Origin of the sequence: Dokdonella fugitiva, from assembly GCF_004342425.1 — a bacterium.
Classification (GTDB): domain Bacteria; phylum Pseudomonadota; class Gammaproteobacteria; order Xanthomonadales; family Rhodanobacteraceae; genus Dokdonella_A; species Dokdonella_A fugitiva.
In genome coordinates, this window is the sequence record NZ_SLWQ01000001.1 from 863,321 (window position 1) to 889,178 (window position 25,858).

A 25,858-nucleotide genomic window follows, 5' to 3' on the forward strand; every position below is an offset into this window, starting at 1 on the left:
CGGCGGCTTCTCATCCTGTGCGACGGAGCGATCGGAGCATGCGCCGCATGGTCAGACGCTCTACACGCTGGCGCTCGCCGCCGCCCAAAGTTCTCTCGCTGCCGACGTCGGCGCGCGTGATTGAGTGCTACGCGATTCAGGGGAAGGGGCACCATCACCGGCCGCTGCTCGGCGAGGTGTCCGAGCTGCTGCTCGTCAATGCGCAGCGCGAGACGTGCTGGGTGCGCAATGCGGGCTGCTACCGCGGACCGTACGAATGCTCAATGGTGCCGCCCGGGGAATGGCTTGTGCTCGGCTGGCGGCCGCGTGATCAAATGCCTCGAGAGCGCGCCGGCGAGTTCGATCGCGTCGATCCCGAACTCGCAGATCTACACAAGCTCCAGCGCCTCAACCCGCCGCCGCCCCCGTCGAGCAGCACTCCATGCGGGGACGCGTGGGCGAATGGCGCCGTTGGCATCTCGACTACGCGCTGAGCCCGGTGTCCGAAATCGCGAGGTATGCATCACCCGCGACGATGCGGATCGTTCGGCCCTTGGCCTGCAGGTGCCAGCGCCCGTCTCCTTTCGAACGGTGGTGGAAGTCGCGACGGCGTGTATCAGCACGCCGTCGCGGCGATTACCGGCTCTTGCCGGATGCTCTCTTGGTCGCGATTGCGACGACGTTGTTCGCGGCGCGCAGGTTGTCCAGATAGTCCGCCCACGCCTGCATCATCTTGCGACGCTCAGGTAGGTGCGCAGTGCGGTTGTACGCGCGGCCGAGCGGATCACGCACTGCGTGCGCGAGCTGCTGCTCAATGAAGTCGGGCCGGAACCCGAGCACCTCATCGAGTATCGTGCGCGCCATTGCTCGGAATCCATGTCCCGTCATGGTGTTGCCGTCGTAGCCGAGACCACGCAGCGCGGCATTGACCGCGTTCTCCGACATTGGCCGGCGCATCGAGCGCGCACCCGGGAACACGAACTCGCTCGTCGCCGTGAACGGACGTAGTTCGTCGAGAATGGCGATGGCCTGCGATGAGAGAGGAACGATGTGCGGCGTGCTAGTTTTGCTCGCGGTGAATCGCCACTCAGCGGCCTTCGTGTCGACGTCCGCCCATCGCATCGTACGCAGCTCGCCAGGGCGCACGAATACGAGCGGCGCAAGCTTCAATGCCGCAGAGACGATGGCGGTCCCGCGATAGCCGTGGATCGCGCGCAGCAGCGGCGCGACGTCGTTCGGTTCGGTGACGGCGGCGAAGTGCTGAGTCTCCGGAGTCGCTAGCGCCCCCACCAGATCAGCTGCCGGATTGCGTTCAGCGCGGCCGGTCGCAATCGCGTAGCGGAACACCTGGGCCGCGAGTGATCGCGCACGGTGCGCTGTCTCGATCGCTCCGCGAGCTTCAATCCTCCGGAGCGCCGACAGCAGCGCCTTCGCCGTCACATCGGCGATCGGCATGTTTCCGATGTGCAGTCCGAGATCCCGCTCGAGCAGACGCCGCTCGCGTTTCGCTGATCCCGGGGTCAGCGTCCTGACGCGCTGAGCCATGTACTCGGAGCCGACCGCTGCGAAGGTGTTGCTGGCGCGTTCCGCCTGCGTCGCCCTGCGCGCCTGACCAGCGGCGACGGGAGAGACGCCCGCCGCGAGCGTTGCACGGGCTTCGTCGCGCGATCTACGGGCTTTGGCGAGCGAGACGATCGGATACTCGCCGAGCGCGAGCATGCTGGCCTTGCCGTTGAACCGAAAGCGATAGCGCCATAGGCGCGTGCCAGCGGTTGAGACTTCGATGCAGAGGCCGTTTGAATCAGCGACGCGGTAGACACTCGTCTTCGGCTTCAGCGCTCGCAGTTTCGCGTCGGTCAGCATGGTGAGTAGGCCCCGAGTGAGTAGCGCGCCGGGTAACGGCCGCCATACTCACAGACCCTACTCACATCTTCGTCGGATGTCACCGGACGCTATCGGACCGCGTAGGCTCATGAATCGCGGCCTTTTGCGGGACTATCCATCGGCACCGGACAACACCGGACGCCGATGGACTGGTAATTGGTGGGCCCGCTCGGATTCGAACCGAGGACCAAGGGATTATGAGTCCCCTGCACTAACCGCTGTGCTACAGGCCCGAAATGGCCCGCGAGTTTAACCGCGTGCGGGCATGGCGACGAGTCCGCACGATGGCGCGAGCGGGCCCGGGCCCCGAGGCTGCTCGCCTGCGGCGAGGGACCGCCCACCGGGGTCCGGCTCAGTGTCTCGTACGCATGACGCCTGTACTCGGCCGCTAATCGTTGGCTCAACGCGCTGCAGCGCGCCCGTGATGGCCGCGCAACGGATTCCTCATGCGCGACGAATGCCGGTCGTACCGGCAGTGGCCATGCTTGCTGGCGGCGCGGGGCGTGTGCCCTGCATCGCGTGCGTGGACACCATCGAAGCGAGGGGAACCCATGTCATACCGCAGTCACCGCCGGGCTCCAGCGCCGCGGCGATCCGTTCATGCACGGCTGATCTACGAAGGCAGCAATGCGATCCTGTTCCAGTACGCCGATACCGACGTCGGCGATCCCGCGCGCAACGACGGCATCAGCGCGACGATCGGCCTCAATGCGCCGCCCGGGGTCGACGCCGCGCTGCAGTACTCGTACAAGAGCGCATCGGTCGGCGCGGGCAAGGCGATCCTGTTCTCGCCGACGACGCCGGTCGCCTACACGGCGAGTGCCGGGGTCGTGCTCGACGTCGGCGTGCCGCAGATCGTCGTCACGCCGGCGCAGTTCGATGTCGGCGCGGCCGCGGGCACGTCGACGAGCGCGACGCTCGACATCGGCAACGTCGGCAACCGGCCGTTGACCTGGAACATTGCCTCGTTCGGCACCGACGCGCACCTCCCGGCGACATCGCGCTACACGGTGCCGCTCGGCGATCCCGCGGCGACGAGCGCCGCGCCGGCGCCACGACGCAAGCCGCATCCGGCGCGAACGCCGCGTGCGCAGGCGCCGCAGGCGGAGGGCGTCGCGGCATTCGCGATCGATTTCGGCACGTCCTCACTGGTCAGCCTCGACGCGACGCATCCGGAGACGATCACGCCGGTCGCGGGCGTCGGCGACCTCGTCCTGACCGCAGGCGAATTCGCCGACGAGGACTTCTCGAAGCTGTACGCGATCGATCACTACAGCTGGCACCTGCTCACGCTCGACACGCGCGACGGGTCCACCGACGTGATCGGCACCGCCGTGCTGGAGGCCGGCGCGGGCATCGATTGGGCCGGACTCGCCTGGGATGCCTCGACCGGCACCCTGTACGCGAGCGCGTACGCGCAAGGGCGCTTCGGCATCGATTCGTACCTCTACACGATCGATCCGCTCACCGCCACCGCGACCCTGGTCGGGCGCATCGGCGGCATCGGCGACCCGGCCAACGGCACGCTCGTCGTCGACATCGCGGTCGATGCCGAAGGCCGCATGTACGGCGTCGACCTCGTCGCCGACGATTTCGTCGCGATCGACAAGGCGACCGGGGACGCGGCGGTCGTCGCCTCGCTCGGCTTCGACGCGAACTTCGCGCAGGGACTCGACTTCGACGATTACAGCGGCACGCTCTATTACGCCGCGTTCAACAACAGCGTCGGCGAAGCGCAGATGTACGCGATCGAGCCCTCGACCGGCGCGCTGACCCTCGTCGATGCGATCGGTGCGGACCCGACCCAGAGCCAGCTCGCCGCGTTCGCCGTCGCGCGGCTCGGCGGCGTGTGCGCGTACCCCGACGACGTGCCGTGGCTCACCTACTCGACGACGCGCGGCTCGACCGCGGCGGGGGCGACCACGCCGGTCACGGTCGGCTTCGACGCGTCGTCGCTCGCGCCGGGCACGTACCACGCGAACGTCTGCGTCGCGAACAACGACCTGGCCCGGCGGCGCGTGGCGGTGCCGGTGACGTTCACGGTGAACTGACGCCGCGGCGGCGCCGCGCGATGCGGCGCCGCCTGCGACCGGGGGTGGTCAGGGGCCGTCGAAGCCGTCGTCGAAGATCGTGTCGTCGCCGTCGGCGGCAAACGTCGCGCTCACCGCGCAGTCGCCGTGGATCGCGCTGGTCGACCAGGTGTCGCCACTGCCCGGCGTGAGCGTGCAGGTATCGCCGACGACGCTGGCGACGACGAAGCCGGTGTCGGGCGTGACCGTCAGCGTCGCGCTCGTGCCTGCATCGACCGTCTGCGACGCCGGCGCGATCGAGCCGTTCGGGCCGGCGCTCGCGCTCACGGTCCAGGTGTCGATCGCGAAGCTGGCGATGACGGTGCAATTCGCGGTGATCGCGCCGGTCGTGTAGACGTTGCCGGCGAGCGAACCGGCCGGGCAGGTACCGCCGATCGGCGTCTCGACGTGGTAGTCCGCGTCGGGCGCGAGCGTGAAGGCGATCGTCGCGCCGTCACCGACCGTCTGCGGCGTCGAGGGCGTGATCGTGCCGTGGCCACCGGCGACGCTCGGCGTGACCGTATGGTCCGAACCCATCGCGGCCTGCGCCGCGGCGAGCACGTCGATGCGGCCCCAGCCGACCTGGTAGTTCGGATGGTCGGCCATGGTCAGGCCGCCGCAACCGGAGTTCGACGGATCGGTCACGCCCGTGGTGGCCGCGGTGTTGCGCAGGAGGTCGGCGACCTGGTCCGGATGGCCCTTGAGCGAGGGGTTGACCGACATCAGCAATGCGGCGGCGCCGGCGACGTGCGGCGTCGCCATGCTCGTGCCGCTCTTGGTGCCGTAGCTCGTCGTGCTCGCGTTGGTCGCCGAGCGCGTGCTGACGCCCGGGGCCGATGCATCCGGACGGACGCGCGATGCGCCACTGACCGGGCCGCGGCTCGAGAACGACGCGACGCGATCCTGGCTGTCGGTCGCGCCGACGACGAACGCGGAGTCGTAGATCGCCGGCGGGTCGGTGATCGTGCTGCAGCTCGGGCCGTCGTTCGCGGCGGCGGCCGCGAAGAAGATGCCGCCGGTGACGAGGTTGTCGACCGCGGTCTTGATCTCGGTGCCGGTGGTGCAGCCTTCGCTCGGCGGGCAGGTCCACGAGTTGCTGATGACGTCCGGGGCCAGGTCCGGGTCGGGGTTCTGCCCGGCGAGGTTGGTCGGTGCGAGCATCCATTGCATGCACTCGATGTAGCGCGCCGGCGTGCCGGCGCCCGCGTCCATGTTGCGGCAGCCGATCCACTTCGCGCCGGGCGCGACGCCGATCTGGTTGTTGCCGCCGTCGTCGCCGGCGAACGTGCCCGCGGTGTGCGTACCGTGGCTGTTGTCGTCGCACGGCGCGGGCGCGTCGTTGCCGCAGACGTTGCCGACCGAGTCATGGATCGAGTCGTGCCAGTTGTAGTTGTGGTCGGCGCTGGTGCCGTTCCAGCCGCGGTAATGCGACTTCAGCGCGGCATGGTCCCAGCGGTAACCGGTGTCCTCGCCGGCAATCACGACGCCCTGGCCGGTGTAGCCGAGCGCCCACACGGCGGGAGCGTTGATCTTGTTGACGCCGTATTCGATCGTCTCGATCGCCTGTGGCTGCGCGGTCTCCGGCTCGTCGGCCGGCAGCGCGTGCTGGAAGCGCGGATTCGGCTCCACGCGCACCACGTCGCGGCGCGTCGCGAGTTCGGCGAGGTCGGCGCTCGACAGGCGCGCCCAGACGAGGTTGGCGATCCAGTAGGGGCGATGCTCGATGCCGCGTTCGCGCAGCCAGGCGATCAGGTCCGCCTGCTCCGTGTCGGCGCGCGCGCGCAGCGCATCGACGAGGGCGCGGCGGCGCACGAGGTAGTCGGCGTCGGGACCGAGCGGCGCCAGCACCGGCGTCGCCTGGTCGGGCAGCACGATCAGCGCCTCGACGCGACCGCCCGCGTCGGCCTCGACCGCGAGCGAGGGACTGATCTCGGCGGCGAACGCCTGGCTGCAGGCGAGCGCGAGCGCGCACAGCGCGAGGCCGCGCGTGGAACGACGGATCGACGGAATACGATGGCGCTTCATGGATACTCCCCAGCAACGTTTGGCGACCGGCAGGTCGGGGACACGGCGAGGGCGGTGCATGCGATCCGGGTTCCCCTCCGACCCCGGTCGCTTCGCGGCATGCCGCCCCGGCCGAACGCCCGAGTCTACCGCGGGCGCGGCGGCAGCGCGCAAGCATCCCGCCCGTACGCCGCGGCATCGTCGGGGTGCGCTGGGCGAGGGCGTGCCGCGGCCACCGGCAGGCCCTGCGATGGCCGTGCGCGAACGAAAACGCCCGCGACGGGCGCGGGCGTTTTCGTGGCGTACCGCAGGTGGTGCGTCAGTCGATGTCGAGGAACGAACGCAGCTGTTCCGAACGGCTCGGGTGGCGCAACTTGCGCAGTGCCTTCGCCTCGATCTGGCGGATGCGCTCGCGCGTGACGTCGAACTGCTTGCCGACTTCTTCCAGCGTGTGGTCGGTGTTCATGTCGATGCCGAAGCGCATGCGCAGCACCTTCGCCTCGCGCGGCGTGAGGCCGGCGAGCACGTCCCTTACCGTTTCCATCAAGCCGATATTGGTCGACGATTCGATCGGCGAGACGATGGTCGCGTCCTCGATGAAGTCGCCGAGATGCGAGTCCTCGTCGTCGCCGATCGGCGTTTCCATCGAGATCGGTTCCTTGGCGATCTTGAGCACCTTGCGGATCTTGTCCTCGGGCATCTCCATCTTCACCGCGAGCTCGTCCGGCGTGGGTTCGCGACCCATCTCCTGCAGCATCTGGCGGCTGATGCGGTTGAGCTTGTTGATCGTCTCGATCATGTGCACCGGGATGCGGATCGTGCGCGCCTGGTCGGCGATCGAGCGCGTGATCGCCTGGCGGATCCACCACGTCGCGTAGGTGGAGAACTTGTAGCCGCGGCGGTATTCGAACTTGTCGACCGCCTTCATCAGGCCGATGTTGCCTTCCTGGATCAGGTCGAGGAACTGCAGGCCGCGGTTGGTGTACTTCTTGGCGATCGAGATCACCAGGCGCAGGTTCGCCTCGACCATTTCCTTCTTCGCGCGGCGGGCCTTCGCCTCGCCGATCGACATCGCGCGGTTGATCTCCTTGATGTCGGCGACGCCGAGGTAGAGCGCCTGCTCGATCGCGATCAGCTTCTCCTGCTCGGCGACGATCGCGTCGCGTTGCATCTTGATCGCGGGCGACCACTTCTGGCGCTTGCGCGCGAGTTCGTCGGCCCACTCGAGGTTGGTCTCGTTGGCCGGGAACAGCTTGAGGAAGTCCTTGCGCGGCATGCGCGCGTGCTTGATGCACAGGTCGCCGATCACCCGCTCGTGGTTGCGGATGTTGTTGACGACGTCGCGCAGCTTCTTGACGAAGCCGTCGATCATGATCGCCGGCAACTTGAGCTTGAGGAACGCCTCGGCCATCTCGTCGCGCAGCTTCTGCGACTTGCGGTCGGCGGTACCGTGCTTGTCGGCGGTCTTCTGGAACTTCGCATAGATCTGGCGCAGCTCGTCCATGCGGCGCGCGACCTCGGCGAGGTCGAGGCCGACGTCGGCGGGATCGGACTCCTCGCCGCCCTCCGCCTCGTGTTCTTCCTCGTCCTCGGTGGCGGCGACCGTCTCTTCGGCCTCGGCCACGACGACGTCCGGCTGCTCCATGTCGGCGAAGCCGGCGAGCACTTCGGACAGGCGCTTCTTGCCTTCGAGGTGCTGGTCATATTCCTCCAGCAGCAGCTGGATCGACCACGGGAAGCTCGCCAGGGCGCTCTGCACCTGGTTCAGGCCTTCTTCGATGCGCTTGGCGATCGCGATCTCGCCCTCGCGGGTCAGGAGCTCGACCGTGCCCATTTCGCGCATGTACATGCGCACCGGGTCGGTGGTGCGGCCGACCTCGGCGTCGACGGCGCTGAGCACGGCGACCGCTTCCTCGGTCGCGGTGTCGTCGTCGGTCGCGACCGGCGTCTCCGGCAGCAGCGTCTCGGTATCGGGTGCGACTTCGTGCACCTCGATGCCCATGTCGTTGATCATGCCGATGATGTCTTCGATCTGCTCCGGGTCGACGATGTCGTCGGGCAGGTGGTCGTTGACTTCGGCGTAGGTCAGGTAGCCCTGTTCCTTGCCCTTGATGATCAGGGTCTTGATCTCGGACTGCTGCTCCTGGTTGTGCTCTGCGGCCATGTCGGTTCCGGAAGGTTTCTGTACGGCAAAGGAAAGTGAGTATAGGAGCCGCGTCAAGGGCGCGGCGGCCCGGCCTGCGGCGGTGCCGTCGGACCGCACGCGGGCCGTCGGAGTCCGGCGTGCTGCCGGCGGCCTCCGGCCGCGGGAACCCGTACGCCAGCGGGCCCATTACTCCTAATACGTAAAACGCCGCCGACGTGGATCATCCGCCGCCTCAGCGCGTCTCGAGCCAGAACGTGACCGGCCCGTCGTTGACCAGATGGACCCTCATATGGGCGCCGAAACGCCCGGTTTCCACCCTCGGATGGCGCAATGTTGACAATTCGACCAGGCGCGCGAACCAACGCTCCGCCTCGGCCGGCGCCGCCGCGGTGGAGAATCCGGGCCGCGTGCCCGAACGCGTGTCGGCGGCGAGCGTGAATTGCGACACCAGCAGCAGGCCGCCGCCGGTGTCGGCCAGGGAACGGTTCATGCGTCCCCCGGCGTCGGCGAACACGCGGTAGCCGAGCAGCCGCTCGAGCATGCGCTGCACCTGCGGCTCGCCATCGCCGGGCTGGACCGCGACGAGCGCGAGCAGGCCCGCATCGATGCGGCCGACGACGACCTCGTCGACTTCGACGCGCGCTTCGCTGACGCGCTGGATCAGGGCGATCATCACGGGCTCCGACGGCAAGCCCCGCATGCTCGCCGCCAGCCCGGCGACGGTCAATCGGTCCGCACCCTGCGCGCCGCGCCTTTACAATCGCCGTTGCCATGCCGTCCCCCGCCTTGTCCTGGCCGGCCGCGCTGCTCTACCGCAGCCTGCGCCTCGTCGGCCGTTGCCCGCTCCGCCTCGTGCACGTGCTCGGCGCGGCGTTCGGGTGGCTGTCGTGGCTGCGCGGCGGGCGCAGCCGCCGCGTCGCCGAGCGCAACCTGCAGCTCGTATTGACGCAAGAGAGCACCGAAAGCAGACAACGTCTCGCGCGCGCGAGCCTCGTCGAGACCGGCAAGGCGCTCGCCGAGGTCGCCGCGATCTGGGGCAACCGCCCCGAAGACGCGCTCGCGCTCGTGCGCGACGTGCGCGGCCGCGAGCTGTTCGACGCGGCGCTCGCGGCCGGCCGCGGCCTCATCGTCGCCGCGCCGCACCTGGGCTGCTGGGAACTGCTCAACTACTGGCTGGCCATGCAGACGCCGCTCGCGATCCTCTATCGCGCGCCGCGCCATGCCGTCCTCGAACCCTTGCTGCTGCGGGCACGCGGTGCGCTGCCGGTGGAACAGGTCCGGGCCGAAGGTGCGGGCGTGCGCACCTTGTACAAGCGCCTCGCCGCCGGCGGCGTCGTCGGCATCCTGCCCGACCAGCAGCCGCGCCGGGGCGAAGGCGTGCAGGCGCCGTTCTTCGGCGTGCCTGCACCGACGATGGTGCTGCTGCCGCGGCTCGCGGAGCGCACCGGCGCCTGCGTGTTGCTGAGCTTCGTCGAGCGCCTGCCGCGCGGCGCGGGCTACCGCGTGCATTTCCTGCCGGCGCCCGCCGGCATCGCCGACCCCGACATCAGCGTCGCCTGCACCGCGCTCAACCGCGGCGTCGAGGACTGCGTGCGCCTCGCGTTCACGCAGTACCAGTGGACGTACAAGCGGTGGCCGAATTCGGTGGGGCGTGGGCTGAGGGCTGAGGACTGAGGGCTCGCCGGCGCCGGTCGCGCGCGCCTTCCGTGTCTTCGCCGGCCGGCGCACGGCAAAGATTCCGGTCGCGCCGGGCGCGGCCCGCGAAGCGGCGGAGCCGAAGCCGCCGGTCCACGAGGGGAGCAAGGTCTCCTGTTCTTGTTCGCGACCCTGCGACTCGGGGCCTGCGGCCTGCGCCCGGGGCGAACGGAAGAAGGCCGTCCACGCTGCCCTTGCGTCAGCGCCGCTCGATCGCCTCCACCAGCATGAGCTCGCACGCGCCCGCGCCGCTGTCGTCGCGGCTGAGCGAGCTGCGCCAGTGCCAGCCATCGGCTCGGCTCGCCTCGACCAGGCGGCCGCGCAACTCGACGATCTCGCCGACGCGCACGCGCGCGAGTGCGCGCGCGATGGCCGCGTCGGCCGGGATCGCGTGCAGGTTGGTCGCCGAGCGCACGACCTCCGCCGGCGCAAGCGCCTGCGCGTCGCGCCAGTGCCAGGTGAAGAAGCGCACCGACTGGCGGATGTCGAGCTTGTCGATGACCGCGCTGTCGGACATGCGGCCCCAGCCCAGCGCGAGGTCGGTCGGCGACAGCGATGCACCCTCGTCGAAGCGGTAGTCCTCGCGCGACAGCACGCGTGCCTCGATCGTGAAGTCGGCGAGCGGTTGCAGCAGATAGTCCCCATGCCGCAGCGGGGTCGGATCGACCGGATCGGTCTGGCGCGGCGCCGAGTCGACGAGCACGCCCGCAGCGTGCGCGACCGGCCGCTGCGCGGCGATGCGCAGCAGGCCGGCCGCGACCACAGCGACCGACAGGAGCATGAGCATATGCAGGCGATTCAGGGCGACGGCTTCCGCAGGCGGCGCAGGAACACGCCCATCTCCTTCGCGGCCTGTTCGTCGCCGCGCGCGCGTGCGACCGCGATGCCGCGCTCGAAGGCGTCGATCGCGCCGGCGATGTCGCCGCCGTCGGCGAGGGCGCGCCCGAGCAGCTTCCACGCCGCCGAATACTGCGGATCGAACGCGAGCGCTTCGCGCAACGCGACCGCCGCACCCGCGGCATCGCCTTGCCCGAGCAGTGCGTTGCCGAGCGAGAAGCGCAGCAAGGCGCCGTCGCGGGGGCCACCGAGCTGGGTACGCAGGCGGGCGATGAAGTCCGGCTCCATCCGCCCATCATCGCGCGTCGGCGCACCGGATACACGCGGCACGACAGGATCCATCGAAACTCCCGGTTCGGCAGGCGACCGTTGCAACGCACGACCGCGCCCCGGGATGACGCGGCACGAGCAAAAGCCTGAAACACGGGCCAGGCCTCGGTCGGCGCGGCGTGCGGCCCGCGTCGCCGGTCACTCGCACGACCATGGCGGGAGCCGCCTCGCGGCGGGTCTCACCCGCCGGCGCGATGGATGTCGTGCGTGACGACGCCGAGGCCGCGCTCGGGCAGCGTGAAATAGTCGGGTCGGTCGAGGCTGCGGCGCATGTCGTCGCGGCCGAGGGCCCAGTGCTCGCGCATCGTCGCCGCGCCGAACGCGTAGTCCTTGTACTGCTCCTCGTAGGACTTGGCGCGGTAGATGAGGTGCACGATGTTGAAGACGCGGTCGCACAGCCATGGTTCGAGCTCGGCACGCAGCCCGTCCGGCAGGCGGCCCGCGGGCACGCGCTCGAGCAGCAGGCCGAGCGCGTTGCGCAGGCGCTGGCGCGCGGCGACCTGGTCGGTGCCCTGGCGCGTGCGGCTGGAGTACTGGATGTCCTTCTGGCGTTCGAGCACGTCGAGCACGGTCTTCGGCAGCGGTCCGCGCGCGCTCCACAGGTCGACCTGCAGCACGAGCGTGTCGCGCCGCGGTTGCGACTCCAGCACGTATTCGAGCGGCGTGTTGGAGACGAGGCCGCCATCCCAGTAGAGTTCGCCGTCGACGGCGACGGCCGGGAACGCGGGCGGCAGCGCGCCCGAGGCGAGGATGTGCTCGGGCCGGATGCGTTCGCGCGCGGAATCGAAGTAGCGGAAGTTGCCGGTCGCGACGTGCGTCGCACCGACCGACAGGCGCACGCCGTCCGCATTGAGGCGGTCGAAGTCGACCAGTCGCTCGAGCGTCGCCTTCAGCGGCGCGGTGTCGTAGAAGCTCGTCGCCGCGGCGCTGCCGTCGCTGAAGGCGAACGGCGGCGGCAGGCGTGGCGTGAAGAAGCCTTGCTGGCCGTGCGCGAGCGCGCCCCAGGCACCGAGCGCGTTGAGCCAGGCGTTGAGCGGCGTGCTCGGCGGCAACCATTCGGCGATGCCGGCGAGCGCGACGAGCGGCCAGCCGACCGCGCCCGCAGGGGCGCAGATCGTCTGCCAGAACTCGCGCAGGCGCTCGACGCGCCGCTCGGGGGCGTTGCCGGCGAGGATCGCGGCGTTGATCGCGCCGATCGACGTGCCGGCGAACCAGCTCGGCCGGATGCCGGCCTCGTGCAGCGCCTCGTACACGCCACACTGGTAGGCGCCCAGCGCACCGCCACCCTGCAGCACGAGCGCGACCGTTTCGTAGCGCCGTGCCGATTCCAGCGGCGTAGGCGTCGCGCCGCGCGCCGGGCGCGCGTTCGATGCCCGGCGGCCGGCGACCGGCGCCCGGCGCGTCACTGCATGCACCAGCCGTGACTGACGACGATGCTCTGCCCGGTCAGGGCATTGGTCTCGAAGCCGGCGAAGAACAGCGCGCAGGCGGCGACGTCGTCGACCGTCGTGAACTCGCCGTCGACGGTGTCCTTGAGCATGATCTTCTTCACGACGTCGTCCTCGGAGATGCCGAACTCCTTCGCCTGCTCCGGGATCTGCTTCTCGACGAGCGGCGTGCGCACGAAGCCGGGGCAGATCACGTTGGCGCGCACGCCGTGATCGGCGCCTTCCTTCGCGACGACCTTGGCGAGGCCGATGAGGCCGTGCTTGGCGGTCACGTACGGCGCCTTCAGCTTCGACGCTTCCTTCGAATGCACCGAACCCATGTAGATGATCGCGCCGCCCTTGCCGCGCGCGTACATGTGGCGCAGGCAGGCGCGCGTGGTGAGGAACGCGCCGTCGACGTGGATCGCCATGAGCTTCTTCCAGTCGGCGTAGCTGAACTTGTCGACCGGATTGACGATCTGGATGCCCGCGTTGGAGACGAGGATGTCGACCGCGCCGAGCTGCTTCACGACCGCGTCGACGCCGGCGTCGACCGCCGCTTCGTCGGTCACGTCCATCGCGATGCCGATCGCCTTGCCGCCCTTGTCGACCAGTTCCTTCGCGGTGGCCTGGGCGCCGGCGAGGTTGAGGTCGGCGATCGCGACCGCGGCACCGTTCGCCGCGTACACCTCGGCGATGCGCTTGCCGATGCCGCTGGCTGCACCCGTCACGATTGCCACTTTGCCGTCGAGTCGCATGGGATTTCCTTCATTCCGGGGGCGCATCGCGCCGAAAAAAAAGGGCGTCCGTCGCGGAAAACGACGGCGCCCAGGGGAGTGTGTTTGAAGCTGATCGATAGGACCGGGCAACGAGGCGGAAGTTCCGCACTGCAGCAAAACGATAGCTGAACGCCCGGACGGCGTCACGGGCCGGCGCGTGCCTCGTCGATTCCGCCCGCCGCGTCGTTGCGGCCGGGCCGGCCCGGGTTCACGGCGTCGGCACGCCCTGGCCTTCACGCGCGGGCATGCGCGGGTCGATGTCGAGGTCCTTGAGCTTGCGGTACAGGTGCGTGCGTTCCATGCCGACCGCCTTGGCGAGCTTGCCGACGCTGCCGCCGGCCGCGTCGAGCTGGTGCAGCAGGTAGGCGCGCTCGAACTGCTCGCGCGCCTCGCGCAGCGGCAGCGAGAAATCGATGCCGGCGACGCCGGGCACGGGCGCCGCCACCGCGCCGCCCGAACCGAGCGCGGCTTCCACTTCCTCGAGCGTGACCTCGCTCGTGCTGCCGAGCACGAGCAGGCGCTGCACGAGGTTGCGCAGCTCGCGCAGGTTGCCCGGCCACGCGTAGTGGCGCAGGCGGTTCTGCACCGCGACCGGGAAATTGCGGTACGGCAGCTGGTCGCGGTTGGCGAACCAGTCGGTGTGGTAGCGCAGGAGTTCGGGGATGTCGTCGCCCCGCTCGCGCAGCGGCGGCACGGCGAGCGGCACGATCTTGAGCTGGTAGTAGAGCTCCTCGCGGAAGCGTCCCGCCGCGACGAGGGCGCCGAGGTCGTGCGCGGTCGCGGCGATCACGCGCGCGTCGAGCGCGACCGGTTCATGCCCGCCGCAGCGGATCAGGGCGCGCCGTTCGATCACGCTCGACAGGCGCAATTGCAGTTCGGGGTCGAGTTCGGCGACCTCGTCGAGGTAGAGCGTGCCGCCGTTCGCCTGCTCGAACAGGCCGTGCTGCACGCCGTTCGCATCCTCGGCGCCGAACAGCGCGAGCGCGGCGGTCTCGCGCGCGATCGCGCCGGCGGCGACCGTCACGAACGGACCGGCGCGACGCGCGCTGCGGTCGTGCAGCGCGCGCGCGATCGTTTCCTTGCCGGTGCCGGGCTCGCCGACGACGAGCACGCCGGTGTCGTGCGCGGCGATCTTGTCGATCTGCGCGCGCAGCGCCTGCATCGCGCGGCCGGATCCGACGAGGTCGCCCGGTGCGGGCAGCTGGCGGCGCAGGCCTTCGTTCTCGCGCTTGAGGCGGCCGGCCTCGAGCGCGTGGCCGACGACGAGCAGCAGCTTGGCAAGCGAAATGGGTTTCTCGATGAAGTCCCATGCGCCGAGCCGCGTCGCCTCGACCGCGGTTTCGACGGTGCCGTGGCCGCTGATCATGATGACCGGGCACGGCAGGCCGCCGCGCTCGTTCCACTCGCGCAACAGGCTCACGCCGTCGAGGTCGGGCATCCAGATGTCGAGGAGCACGACGTCCGGCCGCTGCCTCCGGCGGGCTTCGCGCGCCGCCGCGGCGGACTCGGCGAGATCGACCGCATAGCCTTCGTCCTCGAGGATGTCGCGGATCGTCGAGCGGATGTCCGGCTCGTCGTCGACCACGAGTACGCGTGCGGCTGCGGCCATCGCCCGTTCCAGCGTTGCAAAAAGGAGACAGCGAGGATAGCGCGAGCGAGCGCTGCACGCGATGCCATGCCGGCGGTCGCCACCCGCCGCGGCTGCCTCAATCCGCCGAGGTGTCGAGCGGCAGCCGCACGGTGAAGCGGGCGCCGCCCTCGGCGCGGTTCTCCGCGCGCACGCTGCCGCCGTGCTCCTCGGCGATCTTCTTCACCACGGCGAGGCCGAGCCCGGTGCCGCGTGCCTTGCTGCTCGTGTACGGCTCGAACCAGCGTTCGCCGAAGTCCGCCGGCAGTCCCGGGCCGTTGTCGGCCACCGACAGCTCGACCCACGGTTCTGCGTCCTCGTCGAGCACGCGCGTGGTGACGACGAGCTGCGGCTTGTGCACGTCGCCGATCGCCTCGAGTGCGTTCTTGATGAGGTTGTGCAGCGCCTGGCGCAGGCGCACCGCGTCGACGCGCACGCGCGGCTCGCCGTCAGCGAAGCGGCGCGCGAGGCTCAGACGCTGGTCGTTCTCGTACAGGTCGAGCACTTCGCCGAGCAGCGCGTGCAGCGCGAGCGGGCGCGGCGCGAGCTGCGGCGGCCGCGCGTAGTCGCCGAACGCGTTGACCATCGTCTTGAGCGCCTCGACCTGGCTCACGATCGTGTGCGTGGCACGATCGATGAGCTCGCCTTCCTCCGGCGCGAGGCGACCGAGGAAGCGCCGGCGCAGGCGCTCGGCGGCGAGCTGGATGGGCGTCAGCGGGTTCTTCACCTCGTGCGCGAGGCGCCGTGCGACTTCGCCCCAGGCCGCGTCGCGCTGCGCGCGGTTGAGCACGGTGAGGTCGTCGAACACGGCGACGTAGCCGGCCTGCGCGGGCAGCGCGGTGCCACGCACCATGAGGCTGCGCCGGCCCTGCGCGGTGTCGAGCACGACTTCCTCGCGCCACTCGCGCACGTCGTCGCGCAGGTGCCGCGCGAGCGGCTCGGTGAACGGCGCGAGCGCGGGGTGGTGCTTGCCGATCTCGCCGGCGCTCGCGCCGAGATGCTGTTCGAAGTCGACGCCGAGGATCGTGTCGGCGGCGCGGTTGGCCACGCGCAGGCGACCATCGCGGTCGAAGCCGAGCACGCCCGCGGACAGGCGTTCGAGCACGGCTTCGAGCCAGGCGCGCTGCTGCTCGGTTTCGCGCGCGCTCTTCTGCGCGCGTGCGCCTGCGAACTCGAGTTCGCGCGTCATCTGCGCGAACGAGGCGACGAGGAAGCCGAACTCGTCGTCGCTCGGCGTCGGCAGCGGCGTGTCGTAGCGGCCCGCGCCGACCGCGCGCGTCGCCGCGGCGAGGCGGCCGATCGGCGCGACGAGCCGGCGCGCGAGGCCGAACGCGGCGAGCACGACGACGAGCACCGACAGCAGCAGCACGAAGGTGAGGATCAGCGCGAACGTGAGCTTGAGCGAACCGCGCAGGAACTTCAGGCGCTGGAAGTCGAAGTTCGCGCGTTCGATGCGCGCGGTCAGCGGTTGCAGCCGCGGCGGCAGAGGGAACAGCCCCTGCAGCAGCCGCTCCTGCGCCTGCACGCCGCCGGCGGTAGTGATCGGCAGCACGACGCGCAAGGCGAGGCCGTTGCCGAACGGTTCGGCCGCGGCGTAGCGGCGATCGCCCTGCACGCGCAGCAGTACCGCGCCGTCGGGAATCGGCGGGTCGAGGTAGCGCGGATCGGAACTCGCGCTCGCCTCGATGCGCCCGTCGGCGCCGAGCACGCTGAGCTGGATCGCGCCGAGCGCGTCGATCGCACCGTCGAGCAGCTCCTGCGCGCGTTCGGCCGGTTCCTCGCCGAGCCGCTGCGCGAGTTGCGCGCTCGCGCCCTCGTCGCGGTGCAGGTGCTCGTCGATGACGACGCGCCCGAGTTCGAGCGCGTCGTCGAGCGCCTGCTCGAGGCGCAGGTTGAACCAGTTGTCGATCGTCGCGTCGAGGAAGCGCAGCGCGAACCCGTAGACGACCACGCTCGCCGGCAAGGCGAGCAGGATCAGCAGGCGCAGCAGGCGCCGATTGAGGCGCGCGCCCGGCGCGCCGCGCAGCACGTCGGCGCGCAGGCGCCACAGGCGCAGTGCGATCGCGCCGACCAGCACGACGAGCGCGACCAGCGCCGCGCCGAGCACCCAGCGGTAGTGCGCGGCGAAGCGCGCGCTGTCGGCGGCCGCGTCTTCGGCGAGCTTGAGCGAGGCGACCAGCAGCGCCGCGACCGCGAGCGCGGGCAGCACGCGGCGCAGCAGGAAGGTCAGCGCGTCGCGGCCGGCCATGTGCTGTCCGCGGAGGCGAGGCGCCACGCCGGCTCGAACAACGCCGGCAGGCGCAGCGCGCCCGGCAGCGCGGTGGGATCGATCGCCGCGCGCACGTGCAGCGGCGTATCGGGAGCGAGCCGCGCGAAGGCTTCGGGCAGGCCCATGCGCAGCGAGCCGAGCGCGGAGACGAGATAGGCCTGGGTCGCGAAGCTGCGCACGTCGTCGCTGTCGCCGACGCGCAGCTGGTAGCGGCGCGACAGCGGGTAGTAGCGCAGCTCGATCGCGCGCGTCGCCCGTGCCTGCACGTGCGGCCAGTCGCCGGCACGCACGTCGATCGCGAACGTGATCGGGATGCCGTGATCGAGTGCGTCCTGCATCGGCCCGCTGAGGCGGCAGTCGAGTCCGAGTTCGAGCACGGCGCCGGTCACGCCGGGGTAGAGCTGCGCGCCGCGAACGCCGAGCGCGCCGGGCGGCGCGAGCAGGCCGCAGGCGGCGAGCATGCCCGCGAGCGCGCCGGCGGCGAGCACGCGCGCGCCGCGCCGGATCCACTCATGACTGCTTTTCGACCAGTGCATAGTAGAAGCCGTCCATGCCGCCCTCGCCCGGCAGGTTCTGGCGACCGACGCCGGCGGCATGGCCATGGCCGTCGTCGAGCGGCACCGCGCGTGCATCATCCCGGCCACGCAGGAACTCGGCAAGCACGCCTTCATTTTCGGCGCGCAGCAGCGAGCAGGTCGCGTACAGCAGGCGTCCGCCGGGCGCGAGCAGCGGCCACAGCGCGGCGAGCAGGCGCGCCTGCGTGGCGACGAGGGGCGCGACGTCGGCGCCGCGCCGGTGCAGCTTGATGTCGGGCTGGCGCCGCACGATGCCGGTCGCCGAACACGGCGCGTCGACGAGGATGCGCTGGAACGGCTTGCCATCCCACCACCCTTCCGGTTCGCCGGCGTCGCCGGCGACGATCGTCGCGGCGAGGCCGAGGCGGTCGAGGTTTTCGCGCACGCGCGGCAGGCGCGCGGGGTCGGCATCGAGCGCGACGAGGTCGATGTCGGCGCGCTCGAGCAGGTGCGCGCTCTTGCCGCCCGGCGCGGCGCAGGCATCGAGCACGCGCATGCCGGCGGCCGGCGCGAGCAGGTCGGCGACACGCTGCGCGGCGCCGTCCTGCACCGAGAAGGCGCCCTCGGCGTAGCCGGGCAGGCGCGTCACGTCGGCGCTCGCTGCGAGCACGATCGCATCGGCGAGCGCGTCGGGTGCGAGCGCCGCGATGCCCGCGTCCGCGAGCCGCGCGAGCAGTGCTTCGCGCGTCGTGCGGCGGCGGTTGAGGCGCAGGGTCAGCGGCGCCTCGCGGTTGTTCGCGGCGAGGATCGCCGCCGCCTGGCCGGGCCAGTCGCGCTCGATCGCATCGACGAGCCAGCGCGGATGCGCGTGGCGCGTGACCGGATCGCGATCGAGTTCGGCCTCGAGCGAGGCGCGTTCGCGCAGGAAGCGCCGCAGCAGCGCGTTGGCGAGGCCGGCGTACTGCGGCTGGCCGAGCGCGCGCACCGCTTCGACCGAAGCCGCGACGACCGCGTATTCGGGCAGGCCGAGCACGGCGACCTGGGCGAACGCGAGCACGAGCAGCGCACGCACCTCGCGCGCCTTCGGCGGCAATGGCTTGTCGAGCAGGCGCGCGAGGGCGGCATCGAAGCGCAGCCACCAGCGCGAAGCTTCGAACAGCGTGGCGGCGAACAGCGCGCGATCACGCGCATCGGCAATGCGCGGGTTCGCCTCGGCGAGCGCACTGCGCAGTGAAGCGCCGTCGAGCGCGACGCGCGCGAGCGCACGGGCGGCATCGGCACGCAGCGCAGCGCCGGGCGGCACCGCCTGCGCACGCGCGCGGCGCGGGGAACCTTGCGGCGGGCGGCTCACGCGGCGACGCCGTCGCGGCGCGCATTGAGCCAGTCGCGCACCGCGATGCGGCGGCCACCTTCGCGTTGCAGCTCGGTGATGCGCAGCACGCCGGCAGCGGTCGCGACGTCGATCGCGTCGCGGTGCCGCGCGACCACCTCGCCCGGCGCGCCACCCGCGGCACCGTCGACCGCCTGCGCGGCCCAGATGCGCAGGCGCTCGCCGTCGATGACCGCTTCGGCCACCGGCCACGGGTCGAACGCCCGCACCTTGCGCGCGAGCGCGAGTGCGGGTTCGTTCCAGTCGAGGCGCGCCTCGGCCTTGTCGAGCTTGTGCGCGTATTCGATGCCTTCGGCGCGCTGCGGAATCGGCATCAGGGTCTCGCCGCGCAACACGCGCGCGAGCCCGTCGGCGAGCGTGCGCGCGCCGAGTTCGGCGAGGCGGTCGTGCAGGCTGCCGCCGGTGTCTTCCGGCGTGATCGGCGTGCGTGCCTCGAGCAGCACCGGCCCGGTATCGAGCCCCGCTTCCATCTGCATGAGGTCGACGCCGGTTTCGGCGTCGCCGGCGAGGATCGCGCGCTGGATCGGCGCCGCGCCGCGCCAGCGCGGCAGCAGCGACGCATGCACGTTCCAGCAGCCGAGCCGCGGCAGCGCGAGCACCGCCTTGGGCAGGATCAGGCCGTAGGCGACGACGACGACGAGGTCGGGCGCATGCGCGGCAAGGCGCGCACGCGCGCCTGCGTCACGCAAGGTCTCCGGCTGTTCCACCGGCACGTTCGCGGCGAGCGCCGCCTGCTTGACCGGGCTCGCCGCGAGCTTGCGCCCGCGCCCCGCCGGCCGGTCCGGCTGCGTGTAGACCGCGACCACCTCCGCCCCGCTCGCGAGGCACGCCCGGAGCGAAGGCACGGCGAACTCGGGTGTTCCGGCAAAGACGAGGCGCAACGGTCGGGGCATGGCAATTCGATCGGGCAGGAAGGCGAAAGCGGGAAGATTGAAACACGAAGGACACGACGGACACGAAGGGAAAAACCGATCTCTCCTTCGTGTCCTTCGTGTCCTTCGTGTCGAAGGCTTTTCGACCCGGCCGGCGGCGGCGTCAGGCGGTCTGGCGGCGCTTCTTCTCGAGGCGCTTCAGCAGCAGGGAGCGCTTGAGCGGTGACAGGTGGTCGACGAAGACCTTGCCGACGAGGTGGTCCATCTCGTGCTGGATGCACACCGCGAGCGGCCCTTCGAAGTCGCGTTCGAATGCGTTGCCGTCGGCGTCCTGGGCGGCGACCTTCACGTGCAGCGCGCGCTCGACGTCGGCGAAGATGCCCGGGAACGACAGGCAGCCTTCCTGGAATACCTGCACGCCGTCCTTCTCGAGGATGCGCGGATTGACCAGCACGATCGGCTGGTCGGAGTTCTCCGACATGTCGGCGACGAGCAGCTGCTGGTGCACGTTGACCTGGGTCGCGGCGAGGCCGACGCCCGGAGCCGCGTACATCGTCTCGAACATGTCGGCGACGAGCTGCCTGAGCGCGGCGTCGAACACGGTGACGGGCTGCGCCTTGGTGCGCAGGCGCGGATCGGGGAATTCGAGGATCGGAAGCAGGGCCATGGCAGTCCCAGTATGCGGCCGGGGCGGACGGGTGCAAGGGCCGGGCCAGCCATTCTAGCCGGCCGGGCCCGCCCACGGCAGCCCCGGCCGCCTGGCGACCACCCGCCGGGAGCGCCTGCGGTGGCGTTCCGGGGCTGCGACGCAGTTCGTTTTCCTGCGCCTAACTTTTCCATTACACTCGGGAAAACCTTTGGGGATCGGGGGATTGGCAGTCATGCTTAAAAAACTCCTTTCGGTTTCGGCGGGCCTGCTGCTGACGCTGACGGTGTACGCCGCGACGACGGAGTGGGCGGACAACCATCCGGACCGTTATGTCGTCAAGAAAGGCGACACCCTCTGGGACATTTCCGCACGCTTCCTGAAGAAGCCGTGGCATTGGCCGGAGATCTGGCAGGACAACGGCCAGGTCAGGAATCCGCATCTCATCTATCCGGGCGACGTGCTCGTGATCAACGAACACCGCCTCGGCACCGAAGGCGGCTTCGGTCCGCACGTGCGCGCGTCGGCGTACGAGGACGCGATCCCGCCGATCCCGCTGTCCGCGCTCAAGCAGTGGCTGCGGAACACGCGCATCATCGGCGAAAACGACCTGCGCGAAGCGCCGCACGTGATCGGCGTCGAAGAGAACCAGCTGCTCGGTTCGCCGGGCCAGCTCGTCTACGTCCGCGGCCTCGCCGCGCAGCCGGGCACGCGCCTCGCGCTCGTGCGCCCGAGCGGCCGCTACTACGACATGCCGCCCGAGGACGACGGCCGCCCGCGCGAAGTCCATCGCCAGGCCAAGGACGACTTCCACGATCGCCGCCCGGACATGCTCTGGCGCCACGGCCCGAATGAATTCACGCTGTCGGGCAACGTGCGTTTCCTCGGCTACGAGGTGCGCGATTTCGGCGTCGTCGAAGTCACGCGCAGCGCCGACGTGTCCTCCGCGCTGGTGGTCAGCTCCGACTTCGAGGTCAAGGCGGGCGACTACCTGATGCCGATCGACACGCGCCCCTACGACGACGAATACGTGCCGCATGCGCCGGCGCAGGTGCCGGAGAACATGCGCGTGATCGCATTCACCGACGCGCTCGACGCGGTCGGCCCGCGCCAGGTCGTCGCGCTGTCGCGCGGCAGCGAGGACGGCATCGAGAACGGCCAGACCTTCAGCATCTACGCCGAGGGCGAGGAAGTCGTCGACAACACGGACTATCCGGAAGGCAGCGTGAAGCGCTTCTTCCACCCGCGTGACGCCCGCGCGACGCTGCCGCCGGAATTCATCGGCCACGTGATGATCTTCCGCACCTTCCAGCGCGTGAGCTACGGGCTCGTGATGGACGCGGTGAAGCCGGTGAACATCGGCCAGTTCCTGTTCGACCCGGACAAGACGCCCTGACCGCGGCGGCGTGCGCGGCACGCCTCCGGACGTGGTGATTTCGCACGCGGCGCGATGGCAACATCGCGCCGCGTGCCTTTCCGGCGCCCGCTAGGCTGGCCCCATGGACATCGTCGCGAACCGGACACGGCTCGAAGCCTGGCTCGTGCTGCTGCGCGCGCCCGGCCTCGGCCCCGCGACCCTGCGCGAGCTGCTCGCGGCCGCCGGCGATGCGCCGCGCGCTCTCGCGGCCGCGCGCCGCGGCACCCACGAACGCACGCGCGAGGCCGACTGCCGCGCGTGGCTGCGCGCGCCCGACCCCGCGCTCATCGAAGCGGACTTCGCCTGGCTCGCGCAGCCGGGGCACGCGCTGCTCGCCTGCGACGAAGCCGATTTCCCCACCCTGCTCGACGACGCCGCACCGCCACCAGCCGCCTTGTTCGTCGCCGGCGCCGCGGAAGCGCTCTGGCAGCCCCAGCTCGCCATCGTCGGCAGCCGCAACGCGAGCCAGGCCGGCCAGGCGAATGCGGCGGCGTTCGCCCGCGCACTTGCCGCCTCGGGTTTCGCCATCACGAGCGGCCTCGCCGAAGGCATCGACGGCGCCGCGCACGCGGCCACGCTGGACGCGGGCGCCACGACGATCGCGGTGCTCGGCACCGGCGCGGACGTCGTCTACCCGGCTCGCCATGACGACCTCGCCGCGTGCATCCTCGCCGGCGGCGGCGCGCTGGTCAGCGAGTTCCCGCTCGGCACGCCGCCGCACCCAACCCACTTCCCGCGGCGCAACCGCATCATCGCCAGCCTCGCGCTCGGCACCCTCGTGGTCGAGGCGGGGCTGCGCTCCGGCTCGTTGCTGACCGCGCGCCAGGCCGCCGAGGCGGGGCGCGAGGTGTTCGCGATCCCGGGCTCGATCCACAACCCGCTCGCGCGCGGCTGCCACCAGCTCATCCGCAGCGGCGCCAAGCTGGTCGAAACGGCCGAGGAGATCGTCGCCGAACTCGCCCCACTCGCCCGGCGGCTAGGCGCGAGCCTGCGCGAGCGCCTGCAGGCCCCTGCCGGGGGCGCCGCCGACCCGCCGCGGCGTACCATGGCCGCGCACGCCGACGATCCCGACTATGCCCGCCTGTACGCGGCACTCGACCACGAGCCGCTCGGCATCGACGTGCTGGCCGGGCGCAGCGGCCTGCCCGTCGCGGCCCTGTCCTCGATGCTGCTGATGCTCGAACTCGAGGGCGAGGTGGTCGCCGAACGGGGCGGCTACGCCCGCCGGGCCGGCTCCGGTGCGTGAGGAAAAACCCCGCCGCCGGCTTGTGTTGCGCGCAACCGGCCGCATCCACGGCCCGCGCCGGCCGCGGCCGGCGCCGCGCGGGATCGGCTTGACAGGCCGGCACGCGGCGTGTTTCCACTAAAAGAAGAGAACGACTGCGTGCCGTCGGCGCGCCCTCGTCCCGGCCCGCGCCGGCGACCCGCTCCGCGCCCTGCCGGCGCCGCGCCCGCACCCGCCAAGGATCCCAAATGGCAAAGAACCTCCTGATCGTCGAGTCGCCCGCCAAGGCGAAGACGATCAACAAGTATCTCGGCAAGGATTTCCACGTGCTGGCGTCCTACGGGCACGTGCGCGACCTCGTGCCGAAGGAGGGCGCGGTCGACCCCGATCGCCACTTCCAGATGAACTACGAGGTCATCGATCGCAACGAGAAGCACGTCGACGCGATCGCCAAGGCGGCCAAGGCGGCCGACGCGCTCTACCTCGCGACCGACCTGGATCGCGAAGGCGAGGCGATTTCCTGGCACATCGCCGAGATCCTGCGCCAGCGCAAGCTGCTCGACGGCAAGGCGCTGCACCGCGTGGTGTTCAGCGAGATCACGCCGCGCGCCATCAAGGAAGCGGTCGCGCACCCGCGCCAGCTGTCGATGGACCTCGTCAACGCGCAGCAGGCGCGCCGCGCGCTCGACTACCTGGTCGGCTTCAACCTGTCGCCGGTGCTCTGGCGCAAGGTGCAGCGCGGCCTGTCCGCGGGCCGCGTGCAGTCGCCGGCGCTGCGCATGATCGTCGAGCGCGAGGAGGAGATCGAGGCGTTCAAGGCGCGCGAGTACTGGACGATCGAAGCCGACTGCGCGCACCCGGACACGCGCTTCAAGGCGCGCCTGCTCAAACTGCGCGGCAAGAAGTTCGAGCAGTTCGACCTCACCAACGAAGCCGATGCAATGGCAGCGCGCAGCGCGCTCGAGCGCTCGGCGCAGGGCCGCCTCGTCGTCGCCAACATCGAGTCGAAGGAGCGCAAGCGCCGCCCGGCGCCGCCGTTCACGACCTCGACGCTGCAGCAGGAGGCCGCCCGCAAGCTCGGCTTCTCGACCAGCCGCACGATGAAGATCGCGCAGGGCCTCTACGAAGGCGTCGCGCTCGGCGACGAGGGCGTGGTCGGCCTCATCACCTACATGCGTACCGACGCCGTGCACCTGTCGGCCGAGGCAATCCACGAACTGCGCGACGTGATCGCCAAGGACTACGGTCCGCAGGCGTTGCCGGAGGCGCCGCACTACTACCGCAACAAGTCGAAGAATGCGCAGGAAGCGCACGAGGCGATCCGGCCGACCTCCGCGCTGCACCGCCCGCGCGACGTCGCGCCGTACCTCAACGACGAGCAGCGCAAGCTCTACGACCTCATCTGGAAGCGCGCGGTCGCCTGCCAGATGCAGCACGCGACCTTGAACACGGTCAGCGTCGACCTCGACGCCGGCGGCGACTCGCTGTTCCGCGCGAGCGGCACGACCGTGGTCGACCCGGGCTTCCTCGCCGTCTACGAGGAAGGGCGCGATGCGAAGAGCGCGGAGGACGACGACGAAGGCCGCAAGCTGCCGAAGATGCAGATCGGCGAAGCGGTGCCGCTCGCCGCGGTCGACGCCGAGCAGCATTTCACCGAGCCGCCGCCGCGCTATTCCGAGGCCTCGCTGGTGAAGACGCTCGAGGAATACGGCATCGGTCGCCCGTCGACCTACGCGAGCATCATCCAGGTGCTGCTCAACCGCGAATACGTCACGCTCGACAGCCGCCGCTTCCGGCCGACCGACGTCGGCCGCGCGGTCGCGAAGTTCCTGTCCGGCCATTTCACCCAGTACGTCGACTACGACTTCACCGCCAAGCTCGAGGACGAGCTCGATGCAGTCAGTCGCGGCGAAGAGGATTGGGTGCCGCTGCTCGAGAAGTTCTGGAAACCGTTCAAGGCGACCGTCGACGAGAAGAGCGAGACGGTCGACCGCTCCGAAGCGACCGGCGCGCGCGAACTCGGCATCGACCCGAAGAGCGGCAAGCCCGTGCAGGTGCGCCTCGGCCGCTACGGGCCGTTCGCGCAGATCGGCAGCAAGGACGACGAGGACAAGCCGACGTTCGCGAGCCTGCGGCCCGGGCAGAGCATGCACACGATCACGCTCGAGGAAGCACTCGAGCTGTTCAAGCTGCCGCGCAAGCTCGGCCAGGCCGAGGACGGCGAGGAGATCACGGTCGGCGTCGGCCGCTTCGGCCCGTTCGTCAAGCACGGCTCGATGTACGCCTCGCTCAAGCCCGAGGACGATCCGTACACGATCGAACTGCCGCGCGCGCTCGAACTCGTGCGCGAGAAGGCCGAGCTCATCGCCAACCGCATCATCAAGGACTTCGGCAACGGCATCCAGGTGCTGAACGGCCGCTACGGCCCGTACATCACCGACGGCGACAAGAACGCGCGCATCCCGAAGGACAAGGAGCCGCGCGAGCTGACCGAGGCCGAGTGCATGGAACTGCTCGCGGCGGCGCCGAACCGGCCCAAGCGCGGCGGTCGCTTCGGCAAGAAGGCACCGGCGAAGGCCACGAAGGTGGTCAAGACGGCGAAGGCGCCCGCTTCCGACGCACCCGGGAAGGCGGCGGTGAAGAAGGCGCCCGCGAAGAAGGCGGCGAAGAAGGCCACTGCGAAGAGGGCGTCGGCGAAGAAGGCAGCCGCCAAGAAGGCGGGTGCGGCGAAGAAGTCGGCGGGCTGA

At 70.6% G+C, this 25,858-nt stretch carries 20 protein-coding genes and 1 tRNA gene; 6 read left to right on the top strand and 15 right to left on the bottom strand.

All coding sequences use genetic code 11. The annotated features are described in order from the left end of the window. The first annotated feature begins 38 nt into the window (after positions 1-38). Positions 39-473: a hypothetical protein gene (locus EV148_RS03670; protein ID WP_131993573.1), complete on the top strand. Its 435-nt coding sequence runs from the start codon at positions 39-41 to the stop codon at positions 471-473. A 142-nt stretch (positions 474-615) separates the two neighbouring features. On the opposite strand, the gene EV148_RS03675 is transcribed toward EV148_RS03670, so the two are convergent. Further along, positions 616-1,842, bottom strand: coding sequence for a tyrosine-type recombinase/integrase (locus tag EV148_RS03675; protein ID WP_131993576.1), 1,227 nt, complete (start codon positions 1,840-1,842; stop codon positions 616-618). A 178-nt stretch (positions 1,843-2,020) separates the two neighbouring features. Beyond that, positions 2,021-2,096: transfer RNA gene (locus EV148_RS03680), tRNA-Ile, on the bottom strand. A gap of 318 nt (positions 2,097-2,414) precedes the next feature. Here EV148_RS03680 and EV148_RS03685 point away from each other — a divergent pair. Then, entirely contained in the window at positions 2,415-3,914 is a 1,500-nt protein-coding gene (locus EV148_RS03685; protein WP_131993579.1) for a hypothetical protein, read from the top strand. Positions 3,915-3,962: 48 nt separating this feature from the next. Here the strand turns inward: EV148_RS03685 and EV148_RS03690 are convergent, their stop codons facing one another. The 3 genes from EV148_RS03690 to dtd all read right to left on the bottom strand — a co-directional run bounded on the left by EV148_RS03690 (position 3,963) and on the right by dtd (position 8,755). Further along, entirely contained in the window at positions 3,963-5,957 is a 1,995-nt protein-coding gene (locus EV148_RS03690) for a S8 family serine peptidase (RefSeq protein WP_131993582.1), read from the bottom strand. A 298-nt stretch (positions 5,958-6,255) separates the two neighbouring features. Continuing rightward, entirely contained in the window at positions 6,256-8,100 is a 1,845-nt protein-coding gene (rpoD, locus tag EV148_RS03695) for an RNA polymerase sigma factor RpoD (protein ID WP_131993585.1), read from the bottom strand. Positions 8,101-8,314: 214 nt separating this feature from the next. Beyond that, positions 8,315-8,755: a D-aminoacyl-tRNA deacylase gene (dtd, locus tag EV148_RS03700; protein ID WP_131993588.1), complete on the bottom strand. Its 441-nt coding sequence runs from the start codon at positions 8,753-8,755 to the stop codon at positions 8,315-8,317. Positions 8,756-8,841: 86 nt separating this feature from the next. Between dtd and EV148_RS03705 the strand changes: the two genes are divergently transcribed. Then, on the top strand, positions 8,842-9,756 hold the full coding sequence (locus EV148_RS03705) for an LpxL/LpxP family acyltransferase (RefSeq protein WP_277871120.1): 915 nt from the start codon (positions 8,842-8,844) through the stop codon (positions 9,754-9,756). 220 nt (positions 9,757-9,976) lie between these two features. On the opposite strand, the gene EV148_RS03710 is transcribed toward EV148_RS03705, so the two are convergent. From EV148_RS03710 to def, 10 genes are all read right to left on the bottom strand, one after another. Further along, positions 9,977-10,558, bottom strand: a complete 582-nt coding sequence (locus EV148_RS03710) for a hypothetical protein (RefSeq protein ID WP_131993594.1) — start codon at positions 10,556-10,558, stop codon at positions 9,977-9,979. 17 nt (positions 10,559-10,575) lie between these two features. Beyond that, positions 10,576-10,902: a tetratricopeptide repeat protein gene (locus tag EV148_RS03715; RefSeq protein ID WP_131993997.1), complete on the bottom strand. Its 327-nt coding sequence runs from the start codon at positions 10,900-10,902 to the stop codon at positions 10,576-10,578. A gap of 221 nt (positions 10,903-11,123) precedes the next feature. Beyond that, positions 11,124-12,350, bottom strand: coding sequence for a patatin-like phospholipase family protein (locus tag EV148_RS03720; protein ID WP_131993597.1), 1,227 nt, complete (start codon positions 12,348-12,350; stop codon positions 11,124-11,126). Beyond that, positions 12,347-13,129 carry a 3-hydroxybutyrate dehydrogenase gene (locus EV148_RS03725; RefSeq protein ID WP_131993600.1) on the bottom strand — a complete coding sequence of 261 codons (783 nt, stop codon included), beginning with the start codon at positions 13,127-13,129 and terminating at the stop codon, positions 12,347-12,349. The genes EV148_RS03720 and EV148_RS03725 overlap by 4 nt, the downstream gene beginning before the upstream one ends. A 229-nt stretch (positions 13,130-13,358) precedes the next feature. Continuing rightward, positions 13,359-14,759: a sigma-54-dependent transcriptional regulator gene (locus EV148_RS03730; protein ID WP_131993603.1), complete on the bottom strand. Its 1,401-nt coding sequence runs from the start codon at positions 14,757-14,759 to the stop codon at positions 13,359-13,361. A gap of 97 nt (positions 14,760-14,856) precedes the next feature. Further along, positions 14,857-17,025: a sensor histidine kinase gene (locus EV148_RS03735; RefSeq protein WP_131993606.1), complete on the bottom strand. Its 2,169-nt coding sequence runs from the start codon at positions 17,023-17,025 to the stop codon at positions 14,857-14,859. Next, a complete protein-coding gene (locus tag EV148_RS03740; protein WP_158287302.1) occupies positions 17,004-17,582 on the bottom strand; it encodes a DUF4390 domain-containing protein in 579 nt (192 codons plus the stop codon). Before EV148_RS03740 ends, EV148_RS03735 begins: the two co-directional genes overlap by 22 nt. Continuing rightward, complete coding sequence (gene rsmB, locus EV148_RS03745) at positions 17,557-18,912, bottom strand: 16S rRNA (cytosine(967)-C(5))-methyltransferase RsmB (RefSeq protein ID WP_425479835.1); 1,356 nt, start codon at positions 18,910-18,912, stop codon at positions 17,557-17,559. Before rsmB ends, EV148_RS03740 begins: the two co-directional genes overlap by 26 nt. Continuing rightward, the gene (gene fmt / locus EV148_RS03750) at positions 18,909-19,844 is read right to left on the bottom strand and encodes a methionyl-tRNA formyltransferase (RefSeq protein WP_199222707.1); all 936 of its coding nucleotides are present in this window, start codon (positions 19,842-19,844) and stop codon (positions 18,909-18,911) included. Before fmt ends, rsmB begins: the two co-directional genes overlap by 4 nt. A gap of 142 nt (positions 19,845-19,986) precedes the next feature. Further along, positions 19,987-20,490 (bottom strand): peptide deformylase, encoded by a 504-nt coding sequence (gene def / locus EV148_RS03755; RefSeq protein ID WP_131993612.1) that lies wholly within the window; start codon positions 20,488-20,490, stop codon positions 19,987-19,989. A 214-nt stretch (positions 20,491-20,704) separates the two neighbouring features. Between def and EV148_RS03760 the strand changes: the two genes are divergently transcribed. From EV148_RS03760 to EV148_RS03770, 3 genes are all read left to right on the top strand, one after another. Continuing rightward, entirely contained in the window at positions 20,705-21,865 is a 1,161-nt protein-coding gene (locus EV148_RS03760; protein WP_131993614.1) for a LysM peptidoglycan-binding domain-containing protein, read from the top strand. A 103-nt stretch (positions 21,866-21,968) separates the two neighbouring features. Next, positions 21,969-23,132 (top strand): DNA-processing protein DprA, encoded by a 1,164-nt coding sequence (gene dprA / locus EV148_RS03765; protein ID WP_131993617.1) that lies wholly within the window; start codon positions 21,969-21,971, stop codon positions 23,130-23,132. Positions 23,133-23,359: 227 nt separating this feature from the next. Then, positions 23,360-25,858, top strand: a complete 2,499-nt coding sequence (locus EV148_RS03770; RefSeq protein WP_131993620.1) for a DNA topoisomerase I — start codon at positions 23,360-23,362, stop codon at positions 25,856-25,858.

Excerpts from the sequence above, each read along its gene's own strand:
- EV148_RS03670 (WP_131993573.1), top strand. The coding sequence starts at position 39 with ATGCGCCGCATGGTCAGACGCTCTACACGCTGGCGCTCGCCGCCGCCC.
- EV148_RS03675 (WP_131993576.1), bottom strand. The coding sequence starts at position 1,842 with ATGCTGACCGACGCGAAACTGCGAGCGCTGAAGCCGAAGACGAGTGTC.
- EV148_RS03685 (WP_131993579.1), top strand. The coding sequence starts at position 2,415 with ATGTCATACCGCAGTCACCGCCGGGCTCCAGCGCCGCGGCGATCCGTT.
- EV148_RS03690 (WP_131993582.1), bottom strand. The coding sequence starts at position 5,957 with ATGAAGCGCCATCGTATTCCGTCGATCCGTCGTTCCACGCGCGGCCTC.
- rpoD (WP_131993585.1), bottom strand. The coding sequence starts at position 8,100 with ATGGCCGCAGAGCACAACCAGGAGCAGCAGTCCGAGATCAAGACCCTG.
- dtd (WP_131993588.1), bottom strand. The coding sequence starts at position 8,755 with ATGATCGCCCTGATCCAGCGCGTCAGCGAAGCGCGCGTCGAAGTCGAC.
- EV148_RS03710 (WP_131993594.1), bottom strand. The coding sequence starts at position 10,558 with ATGCTCCTGTCGGTCGCTGTGGTCGCGGCCGGCCTGCTGCGCATCGCC.
- EV148_RS03715 (WP_131993997.1), bottom strand. The coding sequence starts at position 10,902 with ATGGAGCCGGACTTCATCGCCCGCCTGCGTACCCAGCTCGGTGGCCCC.
- EV148_RS03725 (WP_131993600.1), bottom strand. The coding sequence starts at position 13,129 with ATGCGACTCGACGGCAAAGTGGCAATCGTGACGGGTGCAGCCAGCGGC.
- EV148_RS03730 (WP_131993603.1), bottom strand. The coding sequence starts at position 14,759 with ATGGCCGCAGCCGCACGCGTACTCGTGGTCGACGACGAGCCGGACATC.
- EV148_RS03735 (WP_131993606.1), bottom strand. The coding sequence starts at position 17,025 with ATGGCCGGCCGCGACGCGCTGACCTTCCTGCTGCGCCGCGTGCTGCCC.
- EV148_RS03740 (WP_158287302.1), bottom strand. The coding sequence starts at position 17,582 with ATGCACTGGTCGAAAAGCAGTCATGAGTGGATCCGGCGCGGCGCGCGC.
- fmt (WP_199222707.1), bottom strand. The coding sequence starts at position 19,844 with ATGCCCCGACCGTTGCGCCTCGTCTTTGCCGGAACACCCGAGTTCGCC.
- def (WP_131993612.1), bottom strand. The coding sequence starts at position 20,490 with ATGGCCCTGCTTCCGATCCTCGAATTCCCCGATCCGCGCCTGCGCACC.
- EV148_RS03760 (WP_131993614.1), top strand. The coding sequence starts at position 20,705 with ATGCTTAAAAAACTCCTTTCGGTTTCGGCGGGCCTGCTGCTGACGCTG.
- dprA (WP_131993617.1), top strand. The coding sequence starts at position 21,969 with ATGGACATCGTCGCGAACCGGACACGGCTCGAAGCCTGGCTCGTGCTG.
- EV148_RS03770 (WP_131993620.1), top strand. The coding sequence starts at position 23,360 with ATGGCAAAGAACCTCCTGATCGTCGAGTCGCCCGCCAAGGCGAAGACG.